The organism is Paenibacillus sp. J23TS9, assembly GCF_018403225.1.
GTDB lineage: Bacteria > Bacillota > Bacilli > Paenibacillales > Paenibacillaceae > Paenibacillus_AQ.
Genome location: NZ_BOSG01000001.1, coordinates 1,282,992 through 1,300,816, shown reverse-complemented (window position 1 = coordinate 1,300,816; position 17,825 = coordinate 1,282,992). Strand labels below are relative to the sequence as shown.

At 46.0% G+C, this 17,825-nt stretch carries 17 protein-coding genes; 16 read left to right on the top strand and 1 reads right to left on the bottom strand.

Translation table 11 applies throughout. The features are described from left to right. The first annotated feature begins 30 nt into the window (after positions 1-30). The 7 genes from cydD (at position 31) to KJS65_RS06240 (ending at position 7,152) form a co-directional block, all read left to right on the top strand. Positions 31-1,833, top strand: coding sequence for a thiol reductant ABC exporter subunit CydD (cydD, locus tag KJS65_RS06270; protein WP_374706139.1), 1,803 nt, complete (start codon positions 31-33; stop codon positions 1,831-1,833). Then, positions 1,830-3,569: a thiol reductant ABC exporter subunit CydC gene (gene cydC / locus KJS65_RS06265; RefSeq protein ID WP_213649047.1), complete on the top strand. Its 1,740-nt coding sequence runs from the start codon at positions 1,830-1,832 to the stop codon at positions 3,567-3,569. The genes cydD and cydC overlap by 4 nt, the downstream gene beginning before the upstream one ends. A gap of 516 nt (positions 3,570-4,085) precedes the next feature. Beyond that, positions 4,086-4,247: a hypothetical protein gene (locus KJS65_RS06260; protein ID WP_213649046.1), complete on the top strand. Its 162-nt coding sequence runs from the start codon at positions 4,086-4,088 to the stop codon at positions 4,245-4,247. A gap of 156 nt (positions 4,248-4,403) precedes the next feature. Beyond that, positions 4,404-4,712 (top strand): hypothetical protein, encoded by a 309-nt coding sequence (locus KJS65_RS06255; protein ID WP_213649045.1) that lies wholly within the window; start codon positions 4,404-4,406, stop codon positions 4,710-4,712. A gap of 138 nt (positions 4,713-4,850) precedes the next feature. Continuing rightward, positions 4,851-5,708, top strand: coding sequence for a sensor histidine kinase (locus KJS65_RS06250; protein ID WP_213649044.1), 858 nt, complete (start codon positions 4,851-4,853; stop codon positions 5,706-5,708). Further along, entirely contained in the window at positions 5,677-6,324 is a 648-nt protein-coding gene (locus KJS65_RS06245; RefSeq protein WP_213649043.1) for a response regulator, read from the top strand. Before KJS65_RS06250 ends, KJS65_RS06245 begins: the two co-directional genes overlap by 32 nt. Positions 6,325-6,348: 24 nt before the next feature. Further along, positions 6,349-7,152 (top strand): cytochrome c oxidase assembly protein, encoded by an 804-nt coding sequence (locus tag KJS65_RS06240; protein ID WP_213649042.1) that lies wholly within the window; start codon positions 6,349-6,351, stop codon positions 7,150-7,152. A 371-nt stretch (positions 7,153-7,523) separates the two neighbouring features. Here KJS65_RS06240 and KJS65_RS30320 read toward each other — a convergent pair whose 3' ends face one another. After that, the gene (locus KJS65_RS30320; protein ID WP_213649041.1) at positions 7,524-8,915 is read right to left on the bottom strand and encodes a YVTN family beta-propeller repeat-containing protein; all 1,392 of its coding nucleotides are present in this window, start codon (positions 8,913-8,915) and stop codon (positions 7,524-7,526) included. A 1,300-nt stretch (positions 8,916-10,215) separates the two neighbouring features. Here KJS65_RS30320 and KJS65_RS30205 point away from each other — a divergent pair. The 9 genes from KJS65_RS30205 (at position 10,216) to KJS65_RS06200 (ending at position 17,023) form a co-directional block, all read left to right on the top strand. Next, the gene (locus KJS65_RS30205) at positions 10,216-10,329 is read left to right on the top strand and encodes a DUF3502 domain-containing protein (RefSeq protein ID WP_374706172.1); all 114 of its coding nucleotides are present in this window, start codon (positions 10,216-10,218) and stop codon (positions 10,327-10,329) included. Continuing rightward, positions 10,326-10,403 (top strand): DUF3502 domain-containing protein, encoded by a 78-nt coding sequence (locus KJS65_RS30200; protein WP_374706171.1) that lies wholly within the window; start codon positions 10,326-10,328, stop codon positions 10,401-10,403. The genes KJS65_RS30205 and KJS65_RS30200 overlap by 4 nt, the downstream gene beginning before the upstream one ends. Positions 10,404-11,269: 866 nt before the next feature. Continuing rightward, positions 11,270-11,542: a DUF2277 domain-containing protein gene (locus tag KJS65_RS06230; protein ID WP_213649040.1), complete on the top strand. Its 273-nt coding sequence runs from the start codon at positions 11,270-11,272 to the stop codon at positions 11,540-11,542. A 281-nt stretch (positions 11,543-11,823) separates the two neighbouring features. Continuing rightward, positions 11,824-12,465, top strand: a complete 642-nt coding sequence (locus tag KJS65_RS06225; protein WP_244864401.1) for a tyrosine-type recombinase/integrase — start codon at positions 11,824-11,826, stop codon at positions 12,463-12,465. 387 nt (positions 12,466-12,852) lie between these two features. Continuing rightward, positions 12,853-13,551: an aspartate/glutamate racemase family protein gene (locus KJS65_RS06220; protein WP_213649039.1), complete on the top strand. Its 699-nt coding sequence runs from the start codon at positions 12,853-12,855 to the stop codon at positions 13,549-13,551. A 957-nt stretch (positions 13,552-14,508) separates the two neighbouring features. Further along, on the top strand, positions 14,509-14,892 hold the full coding sequence (locus KJS65_RS30070; protein ID WP_213649038.1) for a S8 family serine peptidase: 384 nt from the start codon (positions 14,509-14,511) through the stop codon (positions 14,890-14,892). 85 nt (positions 14,893-14,977) lie between these two features. Further along, entirely contained in the window at positions 14,978-15,919 is a 942-nt protein-coding gene (locus KJS65_RS29710) for a S8 family serine peptidase (protein ID WP_280531324.1), read from the top strand. 7 nt (positions 15,920-15,926) lie between these two features. After that, entirely contained in the window at positions 15,927-16,400 is a 474-nt protein-coding gene (locus KJS65_RS06205; RefSeq protein ID WP_244864400.1) for a hypothetical protein, read from the top strand. 143 nt (positions 16,401-16,543) lie between these two features. After that, on the top strand, positions 16,544-17,023 hold the full coding sequence (locus KJS65_RS06200; protein ID WP_213649035.1) for an alpha/beta hydrolase: 480 nt from the start codon (positions 16,544-16,546) through the stop codon (positions 17,021-17,023). Positions 17,024-17,825 lie beyond the last annotated feature (802 nt).

The window sequence follows — 17,825 nt, the reverse complement described above, 5'->3', positions numbered from 1 at the left end:
CCCTGTTGGTGTAAAAGGAGGTTCGTTTGCGTGAAAGGAAACAGGAGCCTGATTTCTCAAGAAATGACCGAGCAGCGAAAACGTCTTGTTCTCCTCGCGGTCATCTCGCTGGCGCTGGGCGCCGCCATCGTGAGTCAAGCGGCGCTGCTTGCCGAAGCGGTTCAGCGGATATTTGTGCAGGGCGACTCTTTAGCGTCGGTGGTCGGTTTGCTGTGCTTCTTGCTGGGGATAATGGCTCTGCGTACGCTGCTTACATTCGGCAACGGAAAAGTCGGACTGCGGATGGCTGCCGCCGCCAAGACGAATATGCGCTCAGCCGTGCTTCGCCGCTTGGTTCATGCTTCCATGCCTGCAGCAATAGGCGGACAAACAGGAGGAAAGGTGAGCGTTGCCCTGGACGCCGTCGATGAGGCTGACAGTTACTTCAGCCAATACATGCCGCGCATGATGGAGGCTGCCGTCATTCCGCTCCTGATCTTGCTGTTGACGTTTGCCCAGCATGCGAATTCCGGATTCATCATGCTGTTTACGGCTCCGTTCATCCCGTTATTCATGGTCCTGGCTGGATTGAAAACGAAAAACAAATCGGAAGAGAAATATGCCCAGCTGGCGAGATTTTCCGGGACGTTCCTGGATTCCCTCCAAGGGTTGGTCACGCTTAAAATCTTTGGGCAGGCACGCCGCCAGCGAGCGGTAATCGAGCGGAGCAGCCTGGCCTACCGTGACGCGACGATGGGCATTTTGCGGATTGCGTTCACGAATACATTCATGCTGGAAACCATCGTGATGCTGAGCATCGGCATCGTCGCTCTGGAGCTTGCCATTTCGCTGCTCGTATTCAAATCCATTACTTTTCATACCGCATTTTTCATCCTGCTGCTGGTTCCCGAATATTTCAGCCTGCTCAAAAATACGGGAACTGCGTTTCACAGCGGCCGCACCAGCATGGGGGCGATCCGGAAGGTTGAGCAGTTGCTTGCGGAAACGGCAGGAAAGCCCATGGCTCCAAAGGACAAGGAAGGCGCAGCACCCTCCGGTGGAACTGTGGAGACTAACTGGATGCGACCGGCCCGGGCCGCCGCCATTCCAATGCCGCCACCCATCCGGCTAGACCATGTCCGGTTTCGGTATGCCCCGGATTCATTCGAGCTTGTAACGCCATCCATATCGCTAGGCCAAGGTGAGCATATCGCCATCGTCGGTAAAAGCGGTTCAGGCAAAACGACGCTGCTTCATCTTCTTGCCGGACTGCTAAAACCGGATTCAGGCGAAGTGCTGGTTAACGGGATCCCGCTTTCGCAATACGATGAGGCTGCGTGGTTTGAGCGCGTAAGCTATATTACGCAGCATCCGTATATTTTTGCAAGCACGCTTTCCGAGAATATAGCCATCGGAGCCGGACGGCGCGTCACCGGGGCCGAGGTGGAGCAGGCCGCGAAGGAAGCCGGTCTTGCCGGGGTTGCTGCCCAACTGGAACATGGCTATGATACGCGGGTCGGCGAAGGGGGAAGGGGATTGTCCGGCGGCGAGCGGCAACGGCTTGCCTTGGCGCGCGCTTTTTTGAAGCGCCCCGATCTCATATTGTTCGATGAACCAACCGTAGGACTGGATTTGTACACGGAACGCATTTTGCAACGGTCCATGGCAGCGCTGGCACAATCGGCAACGATGATTACCGTAGCGCACCGGCTGCATACGATCCGGCATGCCGACAGCATTCTGTTCATGCATGATGGAAAAGTAGCGGATTCAGGACGTCATGAGGACCTATTGGAGCGCCTGCCCCAGTATGCCCAGATGGTCGATGCGCAGAGAAAAGGGGGATGGGCATGAATGAACTGACTCTTCTGGCGAAAGCGATGATTAGGGAGCGAAAGGATATTGTTCTTTCGGTAACAGGCGGGTTTATTGCCGGCATCGCCGGCGTAATCCTTTTTTCCGCAAGCGGGTATCTGATCGCCCAGACGGTATTTGCGCCGCCGCTTTATACATTGATCGTGTTGACGTCGCTGGTCAAAATCCTGGGTCTGGTTCGGGCGGCGAGCCGCTACGGAGAGCGCCTGTATTCCCACCGCGCGACGTTTTCCGTGCTCAGCCGGTTGCGCACGTCCTTTTTTGGCCGGTTAATACCCGTCGCTCCCGGCATCTTGAACCAAAAGCGGAGCGGGGACCTGCTTGCGCGGATTGTGGGGGATATAGAGAGCCTGCAGCATTATTTTCTGCGTGTCGTTTATCCGCCGATCGTGACGGTCATGGTCTTTTTGGCTACCGTATTATTCGCGTCCGCGTTTTCGGTCTGGATTGCCAGCCTGTTGATACTGGGGATGCTTGCCGCGGCATTCATCGTCCCCGGCATGATTCTGATCGGCCAGCGTAAAATTCGCGGCCGGGTTCGTGAGATCAGAGCTGCGCTTTCCACGGATGTGGCGGAAGTACTGTATGGGTTCCGCGATCTGAAAGTGTACGGGCAATTGAAGGAGCGAGAAAATCAGCTTCAGCAAGCTTCGGCCGCTCTAGCAGCCGAGCAGCAGCGGGCGGCCGGTCATCTGCTGCTTGGGCAATCGCTGCACGCTTTCGTTACGTTTCTCGTTTCCTGGGGCGTGCTGGCGCTTGGCGCTTATCTGATCAGGGACGGCCAGCTTGCCGGGGTATTTCTGGCCATGCTGATGATAACTTCGCTGACGGTGTTTGAAGAAGCTGCGGCTATGGCTACGCTGCCCGTGTATAAACAGGATAGCGAGCATGCCGCCCAGCGCCTTACGGAAACGGTCCCGATCTCCGATGTGCAGCCATCGGAGCCAGGCGGTGTCCTGTCTGCCGAATATGGCGTATCCATTGAACTATCCGGCGTAACGTTCCAATACGAAGGTGAGTGGCGGCCGGCACTCGGTGGCGTCTCCCTGGTGATCCCGCCAGGCACCAGAACAGCTATCGTCGGCCCGAGCGGATCGGGAAAATCAACCCTCCTTGACCTGCTGCTCAAGCTGCGCACGCCATCGGAGGGTGTCATTCGGTTAAACGGCCGGCCGGTGGAGGAGATAGATGAGGCGAGCATTTGGCGAACGGCTAATGTCGTATTGCAGCATAACCACTTTTTCCTGGGAACGATCAAGGATAATCTGCTGTTGGATGGAGGAGATTACGCCGACGAAGAATTAACTGCCGCGCTGGCTAACGTACAGTTGGCGAATGCGTCGTTAACCGATCCGGTGTACGAGAAGGGAGAAAATTTGTCGGACGGCGAGAAGCAAAGGCTGGCCCTGGCACGTGCAATGCTGCACAGGGGGCGGCTCTGGCTGCTGGACGAACCGACTTCTTCGCTGGATTACGTGACGGAGCAGCTCGTTATGAAGCATCTATTCGAACAGGCGTCCGGAGACACGCTTGTTCTCATCTGCCATCGCCTGGCCGGGCTGGAGAAGATGGACCGGATTATGGTCATGGACGCTGGAAGAGTGATTGAATCGGGTTCATATGCGGAGCTGATGGAGCAAAAAGGATATTTTTATGAGATGAAACAGATCGAACGGCAAATGTTCGATGATATGCCCGCTGCCCGGTCTCACTAGCTCTAAGGAGTCATACCCATCGTATCGCTTTCCAGATATGATCAGACATGAAGAAACGGCGAAGAGCCACACAGGGGTTGACGGAAGTCTTAGCATGGCAAGGCGCAAGGAGCGCTATTCGCCGCCTGAATGCAGTCCCTACTTGATATTTTGCTATACAACGCAAAGTAGCTTGGACTCTTGCCATAACTGCATTCGTATAGTTATATGCCATGCAAACGGCCCGTCACGTTTTACAGCGTACGGGCTATTCCCATTGCGGCGTCACTCGCTCATTACGGCTCGCGTTGGCCGCTTGGGCGTGCATAGCGGGGGCTTGTTTGTGCATCCTGTTTTATTCCGGGGTGGGAGGCGAGCGCATCCGGACATGAACACATGCATGCGGACGCAAGCGGAGAATGGACGTTTCTGCTTGGCAAGCTGAAGCGGATAGCGGAAGCAGGCACGCTGATGGCGCTGACGGGCCTATCTTTGTTCCGTGACGTCATTTAGCGCGCTGGCGACGAAGCTGCGGGGATGAACATCCGTCGAGTTGAACGGGTAGTAGCTGTCGGCGTCTTCGCGTCAAACCTCATTGCAGGTGTGGGCAGTCCGATTGCAATCGCCCTCGCTCAGCGACCCTTTCGTGTGGATCGCCGCAAAAAACTATGGAAGCTGGAAGCGAGCAGGAGACGATAAACCGCGCCAACGCTTCACCTTCATGCACAGCCTCCGGTTTTCCCTGTGCCGGCGGTGCTTGTCCTCTTGGCGTCCGCCTTGCTGCCGTCGCACCCGTTTGACGGAAGCGTTCTGAAAGAGCCGATTATGTGGCATGTCATGGGGGAGGAAGCGCATATGTCACTGCGTATTCTTGAAGGCAGCGACGGAATGCAGCATGTAAGCCTGGACGTCTGGCTGCCGAGCGGCAAAGGCGGGCCGATTGCGGCCGCGGCTCTCATTCATCGGGATGGTCAGAAGATCGAGGTCCCGATTATTTTCAGCAAGGTCAGTCCGTACCCTTACGGTTTCGAAGGGTTTGACCGCTATACCTATGAGGCGAAGGGAAGTTATTTTACCGTAAAGGGTGATTGGACGCTCGGGGCTGAGTTCACCGATGCGGATCGGAATAAGCATGTCTACGAGAAAAACGTACACATTCCGTAATCGGGACCATTCGAATCGCGGCAGTTCGACAAAAATGCGATCGCGAGGCTGTGATATAGCCATTTGGAGTCATATCTGTCCGGTTTGCTTCGGGGTAAAATAAAAGATACAGACCGCACTTGGAAGGAGAATTTAAGGTTGACATATAAACAGATCAAATGGCTGATCTTGACGATTCCCACGTTGACCATTGGGATTTGGGAGTACGTTCGACACGAATTTCTGCTTCCCTATATATCTATGGAGCTTGGGAATTGGCTGGCACCCCTTTTGGTGCTGCTGGTCACGATTCTATTTTTGACGCAGCTGTTTACGATCATTGAACATAATCAGGAAGAATTGAATCATGCGAAAGCCGTGCAGGCGGTCTTTGAGGAGAGGGAAAAGATTGCCCGTGAAATGCATGACGGCATCGCGCAGTCGCTGTTTTTTTTGAATGCGCAGGTTTCGCGGATGGAACAGATGAAGCAGGCGGAAGAATTGCCGTTGAATAAATTGAAAGAGAGCGTGCACCGTACCAACGATTATGTAAGACAAGCCATCGCGAATTTGCGGCATGTGGCGGACGTGGACCGGAACCCGTGGCTTCAAGGAGTGGAAAGTCTGATGGACGAACTGCACCGCGAAACCGACCTGGAATTCGAATTACAGTGGGATTTGCCCGAACAGTTTCTCAGTTCCAAGGAAAAAGTGGAGCTGCTGGCGATCATGCGCGAGTCGCTGCTCAACATCCATAAACATGCCGAAGCAACGCGGGTTCGTGTGCAGGCGATGGCGACGAAATTGGGTTGGCTATGCCGGATTACGGATAACGGAAAAGGATTCGATCCACGGGCTGCGGCCGGGAAAAACCGTTACGGACTTAAAATGATGCAGGATCGGGCCGATCAAATGGCCTGGCTGCTGCGCATTGAACGAAAAGAGAAGGAAACGTGGGTTACGATCGCAAAGGAGGATAAGCAACATGTCTACATTCCGCGTAATGATCATCGATGACAGTGAGATGGCCCGGGAAGGCATCCGAATGATTTTGGAAGACGATCCGGCCTTCGAGGTGGTGGCTGAAGGGAGCAGCGGAGAAGAAGCGCTGATGCTCAGCGAAATCTGGATGCCCGATCTGATCTTGATGGATATTCAGATGCCGGGTATGGGCGGTCTGGAGGCGACGAAACGCCTGAAGGAAAAATATCCTTATGTCAAAGTGGTGATGGTGACCGTCTCGGACGATATTGCCCATTTGTTCGACGCACTCAAGAAAGGCGCCCAGGGTTATTTGCTGAAAAACTTGAAGCCTGAAGCGTGGCATGAATATCTGAGGGCGATCGCCGTTGACGAAGCGCCGATGACGCGCGAGCTGGCTTTTCGCATATTGAAGGAGCTTTCGCCCATGGGCACCCAAGACGACCATTCAAGTCCCCTTACCGCACGGGAACGGGAAATATTGGGGTTGGTAGCTAAAGGTTTAAGCAATAAAGAAATCTCGAGCCACCTGGACATTTCGGAACACACCGTAAAAAATCATTTGAAAAACATCCTTCAGAAGCTTCATCTCGATAACAGGGTTCAACTGGCGCGATACGCGTATGAGCAGGGCTGGATGGGCAGACGGTAGCGAACATATGAAAGGAGGATGCGGATGTTTTTACTGGTAGAACTGTATGGATGGCACACCGTTATGACACCGGAGCTGCTGGTCGTTGCTGCGGGCCTGGCCTTGTTATATGCCAAGGCAGGCAATATTCAGCCCGTACGCGAAGGTGCATACGTCGCGATTCCTTGGAGCAGACAAGCTTTGTTTTATGCCGGAATCCTATGTTTTTATTTCGGCTACGGCGGATTTTTGTCCGTGCTTGCCAAAGAATCGATCGATTTTTACGTTTTGCAGCTTTGCATTCGATATTTGTTCATGATTCCGCTATTCCTTGCAGGCATGCCGACTTGGATACGGAATGGACTGGTTTCCCGGCTGCCGGGAGGCCGTCAGCTGCTGCGAAACGAAAGGCACGGACTATATACGGGGCTGGTTTTCTTTCTGATGTTGTCGGCATTGCTGCTGCCGCCCGTGTTCAATGCGTTATTAAAAATGGTTTTGCTTCGTTTGTTCGTCCATATGGTTTTGCTGGCAAGCGCATGGACCATGTGGGAGGACTTTTTTCGTGCGGGGCGTTCCCGGCGCCAGCGGAACGATCGCATGAAGATGCTGGCCTTAGGAAGCATATTGCTATTTCCCATATGCTTGATCCTGGCCGGTTCTGGCGCCGGAGCATACGACCATCCGCAGAATATATTATGCATAGCTCATCCCGTCACAGGGAGGGTGATCGAATACGACGGCATCAGGAGCTCGTCCGCTTTCGGAGGCATGCTGCTGATGGCGGCGCAGCAGCTTTCGTTCGTCCTTGCGATCCGGATGAGCCGGAATAGAGCCGGGAACACCTGACCGATACGATGGCAGCAGAACGCCGTCATCGCTCATAGTGTTGAGGATAGCAGTCCATATTCATAGGCAAGCACGGCCCGTTTAGCCTTGTTCTCTGGGCTTTTTTTATTTTATGTGGCTAGATTTGTTTCTTTAAAAAATGCACAAATGGACCCTATTGTAGGATTTTGACACAAATGTGGCTACATTGTGGGAGAATCATTGATCCAGCCGAGGCGTAGGGAGAAGAAGGGAAGTGGGCTGTGTTTCAACGGGTATTCAAAAAAGTGCCAGCACTTCTTAGTCTTTAATAATACGGATTCCGGCCACCGCAGAAGTGCAGCTTGTCGTATGTGTTTAGTGGTAAGATATCTATTCCGCTATTTCCACTGTTAGGGATTTACCCCTACGCTATTTGGTCCACTACCTACGGGAACAGCAGCTATGATGGTATTGGAATTACCATCGATTACCGAGATAGTGTTATCAGTAGCGTTTGCCACGTAGATACCGTTTGTTAAAGGATTCACCCCTAAACCTATTGGTGTATTACCTACTGGAATGGTGGCTATAACGGTATCGGTATTTCCATCGATCACTGAGACCGTTTTATCGACATCATTTACTACGTAAATTCGGTTCGTGACGGGGTTCACTCCTCCTCCTTCTGGAATACTCCCTACAGGAATTGTTGCTATGACGGTATTGGATAGTCCGCTAATGACCGAGACAGTGTTATCGCCAAGATTTGACACATAAATTCGATTCATGGCAGGATTCACTCCTACACTTATTGGCACAGCTCCTACTGCAACGGTGGCCATGACGGTGTTGGTCAATCCGCTGATGACCGAGACATTGCCACTATCTCTATTTACCACGTAAATGCGGTTCGAGATAGGATTCACTCCTACAGCTATCGGTCCGTTATTTACGGGAATCGTGATTATTATGGTATTTGTATTTCCGTCGATGACTGAGACATTGTTACTAGCCACATTTGCCACGTATATACGGTTCGTAGTTGAATTCACTTCTACACCAGCCGCTTCACCGCTGTCTACCGGAATGGTGTCTATGACTGTATTAACATTTCCATCGATCACCGAGACTGTGCTATCGGCACCATTCGCTACATAAATACGGTTCGTACTAGGATTCACTCCTATGCCCCCTGGTCCATTACCTACAGAAACGGTGGCTATAACGATATCGGTATTTCCGTCAATTACCGAGACAGTGTTATCGTTGAAATTTACCACATAAATTCGATTAATTGAAGAAGGAATCGAAGGTCCAGCAGGTCCAGTCACTCCGGCGGGTCCAGCGGGTCCAATTGCTCCGGCAGGTCCAGCGGGTCCAGTCACTCCGGCAGGTCCAGCGGGTCCAGTCGCTCCGGCAGATCCAGCGGGTCCAGTCTCTCCGGCAGATCCAGCGGGTCCTGTCGCTCCGGCGGGTCCAGCAGGTCCAATCGCTCCGGCGGGTCCAGCAGGTCCAATCGCTCCGGCGGGTCCAGCAGGTCCAATCGCTCCGGCGGGTCCAACGGGTCCAGTCGCTCCGGCGGGTCCAACGGGTCCAGTCGCTCCGGCGGGTCCAGCGGGTCCAGTTGCTCCGGCAGGTCCGGCGGGTCCAGTCGCTCCGGCAGGTCCGGCGGGTCCAGTCGCTCCGGCAGGTCCGGCAAGCCCTTGAGGTCCAGCGGCTCCCTGAGGACCTCTAAATCTACGAGGTCCGCGGGGTCCACGAGTCCTTACTGATTCTTCGAGTTTGTGTACTTTTTTGCACAATATTTTAAGATCTCGTCGAATTTGCAGGGATTTTATTTCGGAATTTTTAGAAAACACCACACTCAGGCACCTCCCTAATAGATACTTGCACTAAATATTATGATAATCATCTAGGGGGAGCGTGGACTTGTGTCTAATCATGTATCGAAATGATTCTATCTTACGCAAAAATAGGCACTCACGAGATGAATTTGAGCTGCATTACACTTCATTGCAAATGGGAAAATGTACAAAATCTCTGATTTTTCGTTATCCGTTGGCGGCTTTTCTTTAAGTAACACGGAACCTTGTCCGTTTGGATTTCTGGATATTTATAATCGCCATAAAAATTCGGTTCACCATCGCTTTAGCTTTGGCAGCTATTTTCAATCATTTTGAGAGGAGCGATTCAACGGCAACAGCAAAACGCGAACGACACTGCTACTTACAGCGTTGGCTAACCGAAAAGTATCCAGCGCTCATGGAGTAACGGCATTCAGCATCCCGAGCATAAGGACGCAGTACTGTGTAATTTAGTTGAAACTCTAACAGATAAAAAAAGCAAAAATCCACGTAACAACATCCACACAGAGCGGACCCGAATTCATATACTAGTAAAAATTAATAGAGAGTTGGTGATTTCATGCCTTTAACAACTGGCATCATAACGAATACGGGTATCCCCGTTGCATCCAACCTTGTAATTAACATTGACAATGATGATCATAGTTTTTCATCTAATGTTGTTTATCAAATCTACGTATGGAATAGTGTGGTGAGTAAGTCACTGGTTTATGCCAATTTTTAACCCATAAGTTATATCAACGCCAGTTTCCTAAATTTGACCTACAGACCAAGTTGAGATAGCGAAACGAAGAGACACCCGGAGTTGTCGAGGGACAAGAACATGGTCCCATAGAAAGTCGCTAATTTAGCGGCTTTTTTGTTTTATCGGTACAAGTTCTTGTCCCGAGTCCAGGACAAGAACTTGTACCGATTGCAACCGATTACCGATTAGATATGTATCTAACTATTTTTCCATGCAAATTCATCAATCTAACGGGCAGGATAGCGTGGTAGCAGTACAAAATATAAAAAAGACAATTTCTCCAACGCCATGCTTTTCGGAACCAGTAGAGTCTTTGGTGATATTGCATTAAAAATTGGTATAGATATTACCGGTGAAATACCAGGGGAACTGGTTTATTTTGAAGACCACGGATGGCGCAAACCCGGACCCTATAGACAAATGGGATGAGTTGCCTCTTCCAATGCCTGAGTCGTCAAATCAAGCCTGCTCGGATTTACACCCGATTTGTCCATGATGCCGATCCAAATGCAGAACATCGAGATCGTCTGCCAAAAATATTATCCGAGCCTGATGACAGGCATCGTCGACGTCGACACTGAGCTGCCGAAGTTCGATAAGGGCTGAGGCAGGCGGGACTGGATGAGGTCAAGGCAGAGGTGCAGAGGCAGCTGGATGTGTGGCGCAGGAATCAGAAGTAGCAAAACGAAGAAAGCCGCTACATGTTAATCCCGAGCAAGTAAATAATCAAAAAAAGTGATCAAGGGAACGTCATCCCATTGAAAGTCCCTATAGCTGATTGTATACCAAAGGATAAATAGTTGTTGGCCGATAAGAACATATATGTTTAAAAGTCGTGTAGTGGCTTTGCATGATCTTGGTTGGATATAAGGTGCTTCTATTAAAGCGTGCTTCATCACTTCTAAATAATGCTTGGTGCTATATTGGGGGAAGTATTGAAAAGAGGAGAAAGCTTGGCAACCAGCTTTGAGAGAGATCAAAGAGGAAACGGGCATCGCCAAGGTAGTGGGTTCCGAAAGAATGGGTTAGACTGGTCATCGGAGCATCGTTAATCGTGGCTATTATGAACATTCCGTTCATCGCGTGGCTGATGTGGATACTCATGATGGTATTATCGATTGGAACGTTCACACAATGGTTGTATAAGTTTCGCAAGAAGGGACAACAAGGAAAATCATAAATATTTTAAGAAAAATAACAACGGAAAATCGAATGGCCACGTAGGGAATTAATCAAAATGCCGCTCTAAAGGACTTGGGGTGCTTCTTTTAAAAGTTAAAAGCACTTATTCGAATAAAGCAATAAAGCCGCCTCTCGGCGGCTTTATGATCACGAGCTCTATTGTTATTTAATAGCAACCTAATCAGTGCAGTTAGTTGTATACCTTTCCAAACTAGATATACTCGGGTTCGTTCCTTTACAAAGTCCGCGTAATCCGTGGCTTCTTTTTTTAATATGAGAGGTTGAGGAACTACTTGAATGAACAAACTATGTTATGCTGAATACAACAAAGTGCGTTCATTTCAAGAAAGGGGTTTAAAATGCCATGTGCCGAAATATCAAGACCTTATTCAATTTCGACCCGCCTGCGACGGATGAAGAAATTCAGGCTGCAGCGCTGCAATTCGTAAGGAAGCTCTCGGGCTTTAACCGTCCTTCCAAAGCGAACGAAGCAGCGTTTAACCAAGCAGTGCAAGAGTTTACCGTCGTTGCACGGCAGCTGCTGGATTCTCTGGTGACTCAAGCCGAACCCCGCAATCGAGAGGTCGAGATCGCCCGGGCCCGGGCACGAGCCGCTAACCGATTCGGGGAATCCTAAGCGGGTATAGACGGAATCGCATTAGAGGTACCTTAGAGAAGAGCGCTTAAATTATTATCGACAATTAATTGATACGTTGATCATCGGTATCAATTAATTGTCAGCTGCATGTGTTAAAGCAGCAACATCCTGAGTTTGATTGGAAATCAAAAGAGAGTGGTGTGGTGGGTTGAAGCTTGGTCAGGAGTTTCAAATCCTTCTTTAAAGTTACGCGAACCCAAAATAGATAAGCGTATTCCTAAGTTTCTGATCGAGGAAGATTTAATTCACATGAAAATCTCTTGTCCCTGAGAGAAAGGGCCCTCCTGGAGTTTCTTTACAGTACTGGTTGCCGGGTTGGAGAGGTGGAGAAGTTAAACGTTGAGGACCTGAACTGGGAGAATTGTTCTGCTATTGTAAATGGCAAAGGCTCAAAACAGAGAGAGGTTTATTTTACATCCGAGTGTAAAGTGTGGTTGAAGAAGTATCTCGCGAGCCGTGATGATTTATGTAAGGCCTTATTTGTAACTGATGCACATCCAACAAGACGAATGGCGATTCCAACGATCAGATGGGCAGTAAAACGGATTGCTGATCGGGGCGAAATCGAAGCAAATGTATATCCGCATCGCTTGGATCATATCCCGATCATTTGGGAGGAACCGGATGAAGAGCGGAACGGGCACTTAGTCATCTGGCTTCCAGGGATGACCGGCAGCATGGATGAACTACGCTCACATCTGCGGATGTTCGCCGACGCTGGTTTCCTAGCCGTATCGTACGATCCGTACGAGCACGGGGAGCGGATGAGGGAGAGTCGCGAGCTGTTTATCGGTAAACTAAGAAGTAACAAGCGCCGTTTTTTTTGGCCAATGATCGCAATGACGGCGGAGGAATATCCGCGAGTGATGACGTCGCTCACGAATTTACCGATGACATGCTGAACGGGGCGCTGGACTGGTTCGTCCATCATGCCGTAATTTCCGGCCCTGAAATGGTATAAATTTCTAATATTTTGAGCTATCGGGCACGATAACTCAATAAAGACATTTGAAGGCAGCTGGCTCTTGATCAGCTGCCTTTTCTTAACTTCCATGAAAGAGAATTGATGCGGAAGTGAACTTTAAAGGTTCTCATTCGAGCATGGGGCACGTTAGTTGAATAGAGCCTAAAGTTGAGCAGGCTACAGCAGTCTGCTCATTCTATTAAGCTAACGGGCAGATTAGTTAAGTCCCTTTAAAAGTTTTTGATGATTTTAGTATACAATCGAATGCATTGTAAGTTTATATGTGGGAAAATAGATTAAATAACAATTAGAGGTGCTTAATTCGATGAAAACAATAGGTCTTATTGGTGGAATGAGCTGGGAGTCATCTTTGCTCTATTACCAAACAATCAATCAACGTGTAAAAGAAAAGTTAGGAGGTCATCATTCAGCAAAGAGTCTCATGTATTCTGTAGATTTCCAAGAAATCAAAATTCTTCAACATCAAGGAAAATGGGATGAAGCCACAAAAATTATGATCGACTTAGCTCAAAAATTAGAATCTGGTGGAGCCGAATTAATTGTCATATGTACCAATACGATGCACAAGATGGCAAAAGAAATAGAAGAATCGGTATCTATCCCGTTACTTCATATCGCTGATGCAACAGCAAATGAGATTGTTAATGATAGAATTAAGAAGGTAGCTTTATTGGGGACTGCTTTTACGATGGAACAAGATTTTTACAAGGGCAGGCTTATTGAGCGGTTTGGACTCGAGGTTATTGTTCCAAATGAATCAGAAAGAAAGGTTATTCATGACATCATATACGAAGAACTTTGTCTTGGGATCATCAAAGAAGAATCTAGGCAATCTTACTTAAAGATCATTAAAGGTCTTAGCGAACAAGGGGCAGAAGCCGTTATTCTTGGATGTACAGAAATAACGATACTCATATCACAAGATGATTGCAGTATCCCAGTCTATGATACAACAAGGCTTCATGCTGAGTATGCTGTTGACTTCGCTTTAAGAGAAATATAGGCAGTAATAACAAACGACGCAAATTAGTCACTGTAATTCCGCTACGGATGTTCGAATTAAATTATCTTATTACCCTAGTGGAAAGGCGTTAAGCTAACGGGAAACGATAGCTCAATAATTAAACTAAAACACGGCTGCCGGCATGCATCGGCAGCCGTGTTCCGCTAACGGGCAGGATAACGTAACAAATTAGAGTCCCTTACATTTTATAATATAAGAACTTCATTAATACTCGAGGGAGGGGATTCCAATAAAAGGAGTTCTAACAATCAACCTTATTGTTATGGAGGCGGATCAATATGACGATATTGATATCTCGCAAGCTGTATTTGGTGAAGAAATCTACACCATAAATCCAGGAGCAAGAGTTCTGGAAAACCGATGAATTCAAGTTTAAAACCACTGATCAAAAATGAATCAGTGGTTTTTTATTACTGACACGGGAAAGGGATTTAAATGGCAGATGGCAATGATAAATCAAAGTGACATATAATAAATGTTTGTTTGTGACACAATTGTCGAGGGACAAGAACATAGTCCCATTGAAAGTCGCTATTTAAGCGGCTTTTTGGTTTTATCGGTACAAGTTCTTGTCCCGAGTCAAGGACAAGAACTTGTACCGATTGCCGAAAAGGACAAGAACATGGTCCGATTACCGATTTGATGATGATCTAAACAGATCCATATTTGTAGAGTTGACATTGAAAATAAAGAATTTGTCCATTCGGAAAGCTCTTGCAGCCATTTCTTTTGGAATCATAAAAAAGGTATTAGACCAGGAAAATAATCAGGTGTTAAACTAACGGGCAGGATAGTTTCAGGAAGAACTTTATTTCTTAAATTATTGTGATATAATTAAATTATGGTAAAATATGGATTTATATTTGGGTAGTCCTTGGTCTTTAGTGTCGGGGACTATTTTGTGTTTGTAAGGATAACTAAACAGGAGGAATTAAAATGAATTGGACTTCAATCAGAGATTTTCTTCATATTCCAAAAAACATTACTGGTAAAGGGGTGAAAATTTCCATTATTGATGGTAGTTTTTATTGTCACCCAGACATTATTTCTAACCACAATAGAAATTCTTTTTTGGTAAAAACACATACAGACAATCCAGTACCAATTAAAATTACAAGTGAAGCACAACTGAATAATGGTCTTCACGGATTATGGACAGCTGCTGCTGCTGGAGGAAATGGATTGTTGTCAAATGAAAGGTATACTGGGGTTGCTCCAGAAGCAGATATGTACTTAATTGAAGCAGGATCGCTAAGAACGGCAGAAGAAGTTGAAAAAAATATAGGGAGTGCGTTAGAGTGGGTGAATCAATATGGATAAAAATATGGGATAAGGGGGGGTTGTTTTAACAGTTGTTGGTCAAAGGGACACGGGACTTCTTCCTTGGCAAGCAGATCCTCTTCGTATTTTATGTGAGGAGTTAGTTCACAAGGGAATATTGGTTGTAGTGGCATCCGGAAACAATAATGAACTTACTAGTAGTTCTATCATTTCACCCTCCATTTTATCTGTTGGAGGCGTTGCTATACCTGAAAGTGGAAAAAATGAAATTGCTACTCCTATTCCAGGTTGTAAGGGATTTACGTTTGATGGAAAATGGAATCCTGATATTTTGGCTCCAGCAATGAATGTTGTTTTGCCGTTCCCATTTAAGTCAGAAGAAGAACGATTAAATCATTATACAGTGATGCACGACAATCTTCCTCCAAATTATGCTCGACAATGGGGGACATCTTATGCGGCTCCCATAGTTCTAGGATTGGCAGCATGTTTATTGCAAGTAAAACCCGACTTGACAGCTGAACAAGTCAAAATAGCACTGGTTTCCAGCTCCGAATGGAATGAAGAATGGGTAGAATTTAAGGCTGGGCTTGCATCCTCAAGTGTTTTCATGTTTGATTTTCATCAAATTACTGACGCTGACATTCAGAGTTCTATGTATTTACAGTGGAAACATTGGAGAGAACGTTCTTTAGAAGAAAAAATAGAAAAAATCAGCTGCTTTGATCACAATGTTACTGATATACTTTTATCTTTTTTACCTGAAAAAGCACCTAATGAAGCAGCAAGTATTGTGCAAAAGTTGTTATACCACCCTTCATATAAAGTAAGGGCAGCAGCGATTACTGTTCTTTCGACCCAACCATTAATTATGAGTTCTTTAGATATATTACATTGTCTTTCAGATGAATCCCCTAGTGTTAGAATGGGAGGGAAGTGTTATACTTCAAAGCTAATTAGGAGGAATATTAATGAAAAGTACGTTGCTAATGAAATCAGAAGCACCTATTTCATTGAATTTTTTGATTTATGTCCAAAATATCTTCCTGAATCGAAATCGGAGTAGTAACGAAATGAAATTCCCTTACATAACATCAAATATTGAGTTTCGAGAAGACTTTGAAATGCATTACAGAGAGTTATGGAATGTAGTATCAAAACGAATTGCTGAACATCCCATAAACTTCCTGGAAGATGAGAAAAACATAATATATCAAGGATTATTTGCTCAAGATCAAAATACATTAAATGAATATAACGAAATATATCGTTCCTTTATAGTGTGGTGGCGCAGCATGGCTGGGGGTTTTTCAGTAGAAAGGTCTGTTGATGAAATAGGACAGCAAATTTATGCAGATCTAGCGAGTTTGCTTATAGAAAAAGGGATTCAGCCTCAAAAGGAATTTATTATTAGCTATATTTATGATGAATGTTTATTAGTTGAATTAGAACCCTCTTCTTATTATGCAATTGTTTCGATAAGAGATTGTTTTATGAATTACAAAGGGTTAATCCCAAAATTACAGCAGAGTATTTTATTAAGCTAACGGGAGACGATAGTTGAATAAAGAAATTCGAAGGCAGCCGACTTTTTTGTTCGACTGCCTTTTCTTAACTAACGGGCAGATAAGTGAAAAATGAGGTGAAATGAAAATGAAAAAATTTTTAGTTGTATTGATAACCTTCTTAATTGGATTTGGCACTGGAGGTAGATCCAAACAAAATAATTGCAGTGGGAGCATCGGCTGGTGGATACTTGTGTTTATGTTCAGCAATGATTGAACAATTTAATAATCAACAGGATAATATGCTTGTAAGTCCTGAACCAAATGCCATGATAATTTTTAATGGTGGCGTGAATTCCGATTTGCTCATTAACTTGTTTTCTGATATAAAGGAACAATTACTCCTTGCTTGTCCAACAGAAGCTGTAAGAGGGGGATTACCACCAAGCCTATTTTTTCATGGTACAGAGGATAGGAACATTCCAATAGAGGATGTAATAGATTTTACAAGCAAAATGAGATCTAAAGGCAATATTTCTAGATTAATAACATTTGAAGGACTAGGGCATGGATTTTTTAATTACGGAAACTTAAATAACGAACCGTATAATAAGACACTTAAAGACACAGAGATCTTTTTAAGAGAAATAGACATTCAGGGGTAACTCAAAGCACCTTCGTCTAACACTGTTAATGATTAATCCCGGGTTTTTTATTTTTTGTTTAAAACGATGATGGAAGAAATCCAAAAGGACGGCAAAGGGTACAAGTTCTTGTCCTTTAAAGGTACGGTACATGTTCTTGTCCTCCGACAACAATCCATTAGAAACCATGTGTACAAAAGAGGTATACAACATTTATAACATATGTACAAAATACGAGTTTTGTGTTTATGTCTTAAAGAAAACCAATAAGGCTAATAACATTTAGCTTAAATTACTCATTCATCATACATTTTTTACCTGTTATAGCTTTTCTTTATACTTTGCTATTTCCTTTGTTCTTAATCTTTTTTTCTTCATTATTATTATCCATTGTTATTATTAAGTTAATTTATTTCGTTCTAGTCAAGTTGTTCATGTTGGTTGTTCATGTTGGCTGTTCATCATTTAGTATTGGATCTTTAGAATTATCAGTTATCAGTTATCAGTTATCACTGATCTTAATAATCAATATCTAATAATTCATCCTAACTTGATTAACTTTTATAATAAGCTTCCAGAACTGGATTTTATTCAATACATTTCTAAATTCAATGGATTTCTGATGATTACATGATCTATTTTTCTATCCAATTTCATTATCTACATCCAGTTTATATTGCATTAACTTGTATCTATAATCTTTCCCAATTTATCATTAATTATGTGAAATATTGAACAATCCATAAAGTTTAATTCTCATATATTAGATTTTTTTCAGTTTAGGCCTCTTTTTCTATTTGAATTATCTTCCGTATACCCTTAG

Excerpts from the sequence above, each read along its gene's own strand:
- cydC (WP_213649047.1), top strand. The coding sequence starts at position 1,830 with ATGAATGAACTGACTCTTCTGGCGAAAGCGATGATTAGGGAGCGAAAG.
- KJS65_RS06260 (WP_213649046.1), top strand. The coding sequence starts at position 4,086 with ATGAACATCCGTCGAGTTGAACGGGTAGTAGCTGTCGGCGTCTTCGCG.
- KJS65_RS06255 (WP_213649045.1), top strand. The coding sequence starts at position 4,404 with ATGTCACTGCGTATTCTTGAAGGCAGCGACGGAATGCAGCATGTAAGC.
- KJS65_RS06245 (WP_213649043.1), top strand. The coding sequence starts at position 5,677 with ATGTCTACATTCCGCGTAATGATCATCGATGACAGTGAGATGGCCCGG.
- KJS65_RS06240 (WP_213649042.1), top strand. The coding sequence starts at position 6,349 with ATGTTTTTACTGGTAGAACTGTATGGATGGCACACCGTTATGACACCG.
- KJS65_RS30205 (WP_374706172.1), top strand. The coding sequence starts at position 10,216 with ATGATGCCGATCCAAATGCAGAACATCGAGATCGTCTGCCAAAAATAT.
- KJS65_RS06230 (WP_213649040.1), top strand. The coding sequence starts at position 11,270 with ATGTGCCGAAATATCAAGACCTTATTCAATTTCGACCCGCCTGCGACG.
- KJS65_RS06220 (WP_213649039.1), top strand. The coding sequence starts at position 12,853 with ATGAAAACAATAGGTCTTATTGGTGGAATGAGCTGGGAGTCATCTTTG.
- KJS65_RS30070 (WP_213649038.1), top strand. The coding sequence starts at position 14,509 with ATGAATTGGACTTCAATCAGAGATTTTCTTCATATTCCAAAAAACATT.
- KJS65_RS06205 (WP_244864400.1), top strand. The coding sequence starts at position 15,927 with ATGAAATTCCCTTACATAACATCAAATATTGAGTTTCGAGAAGACTTT.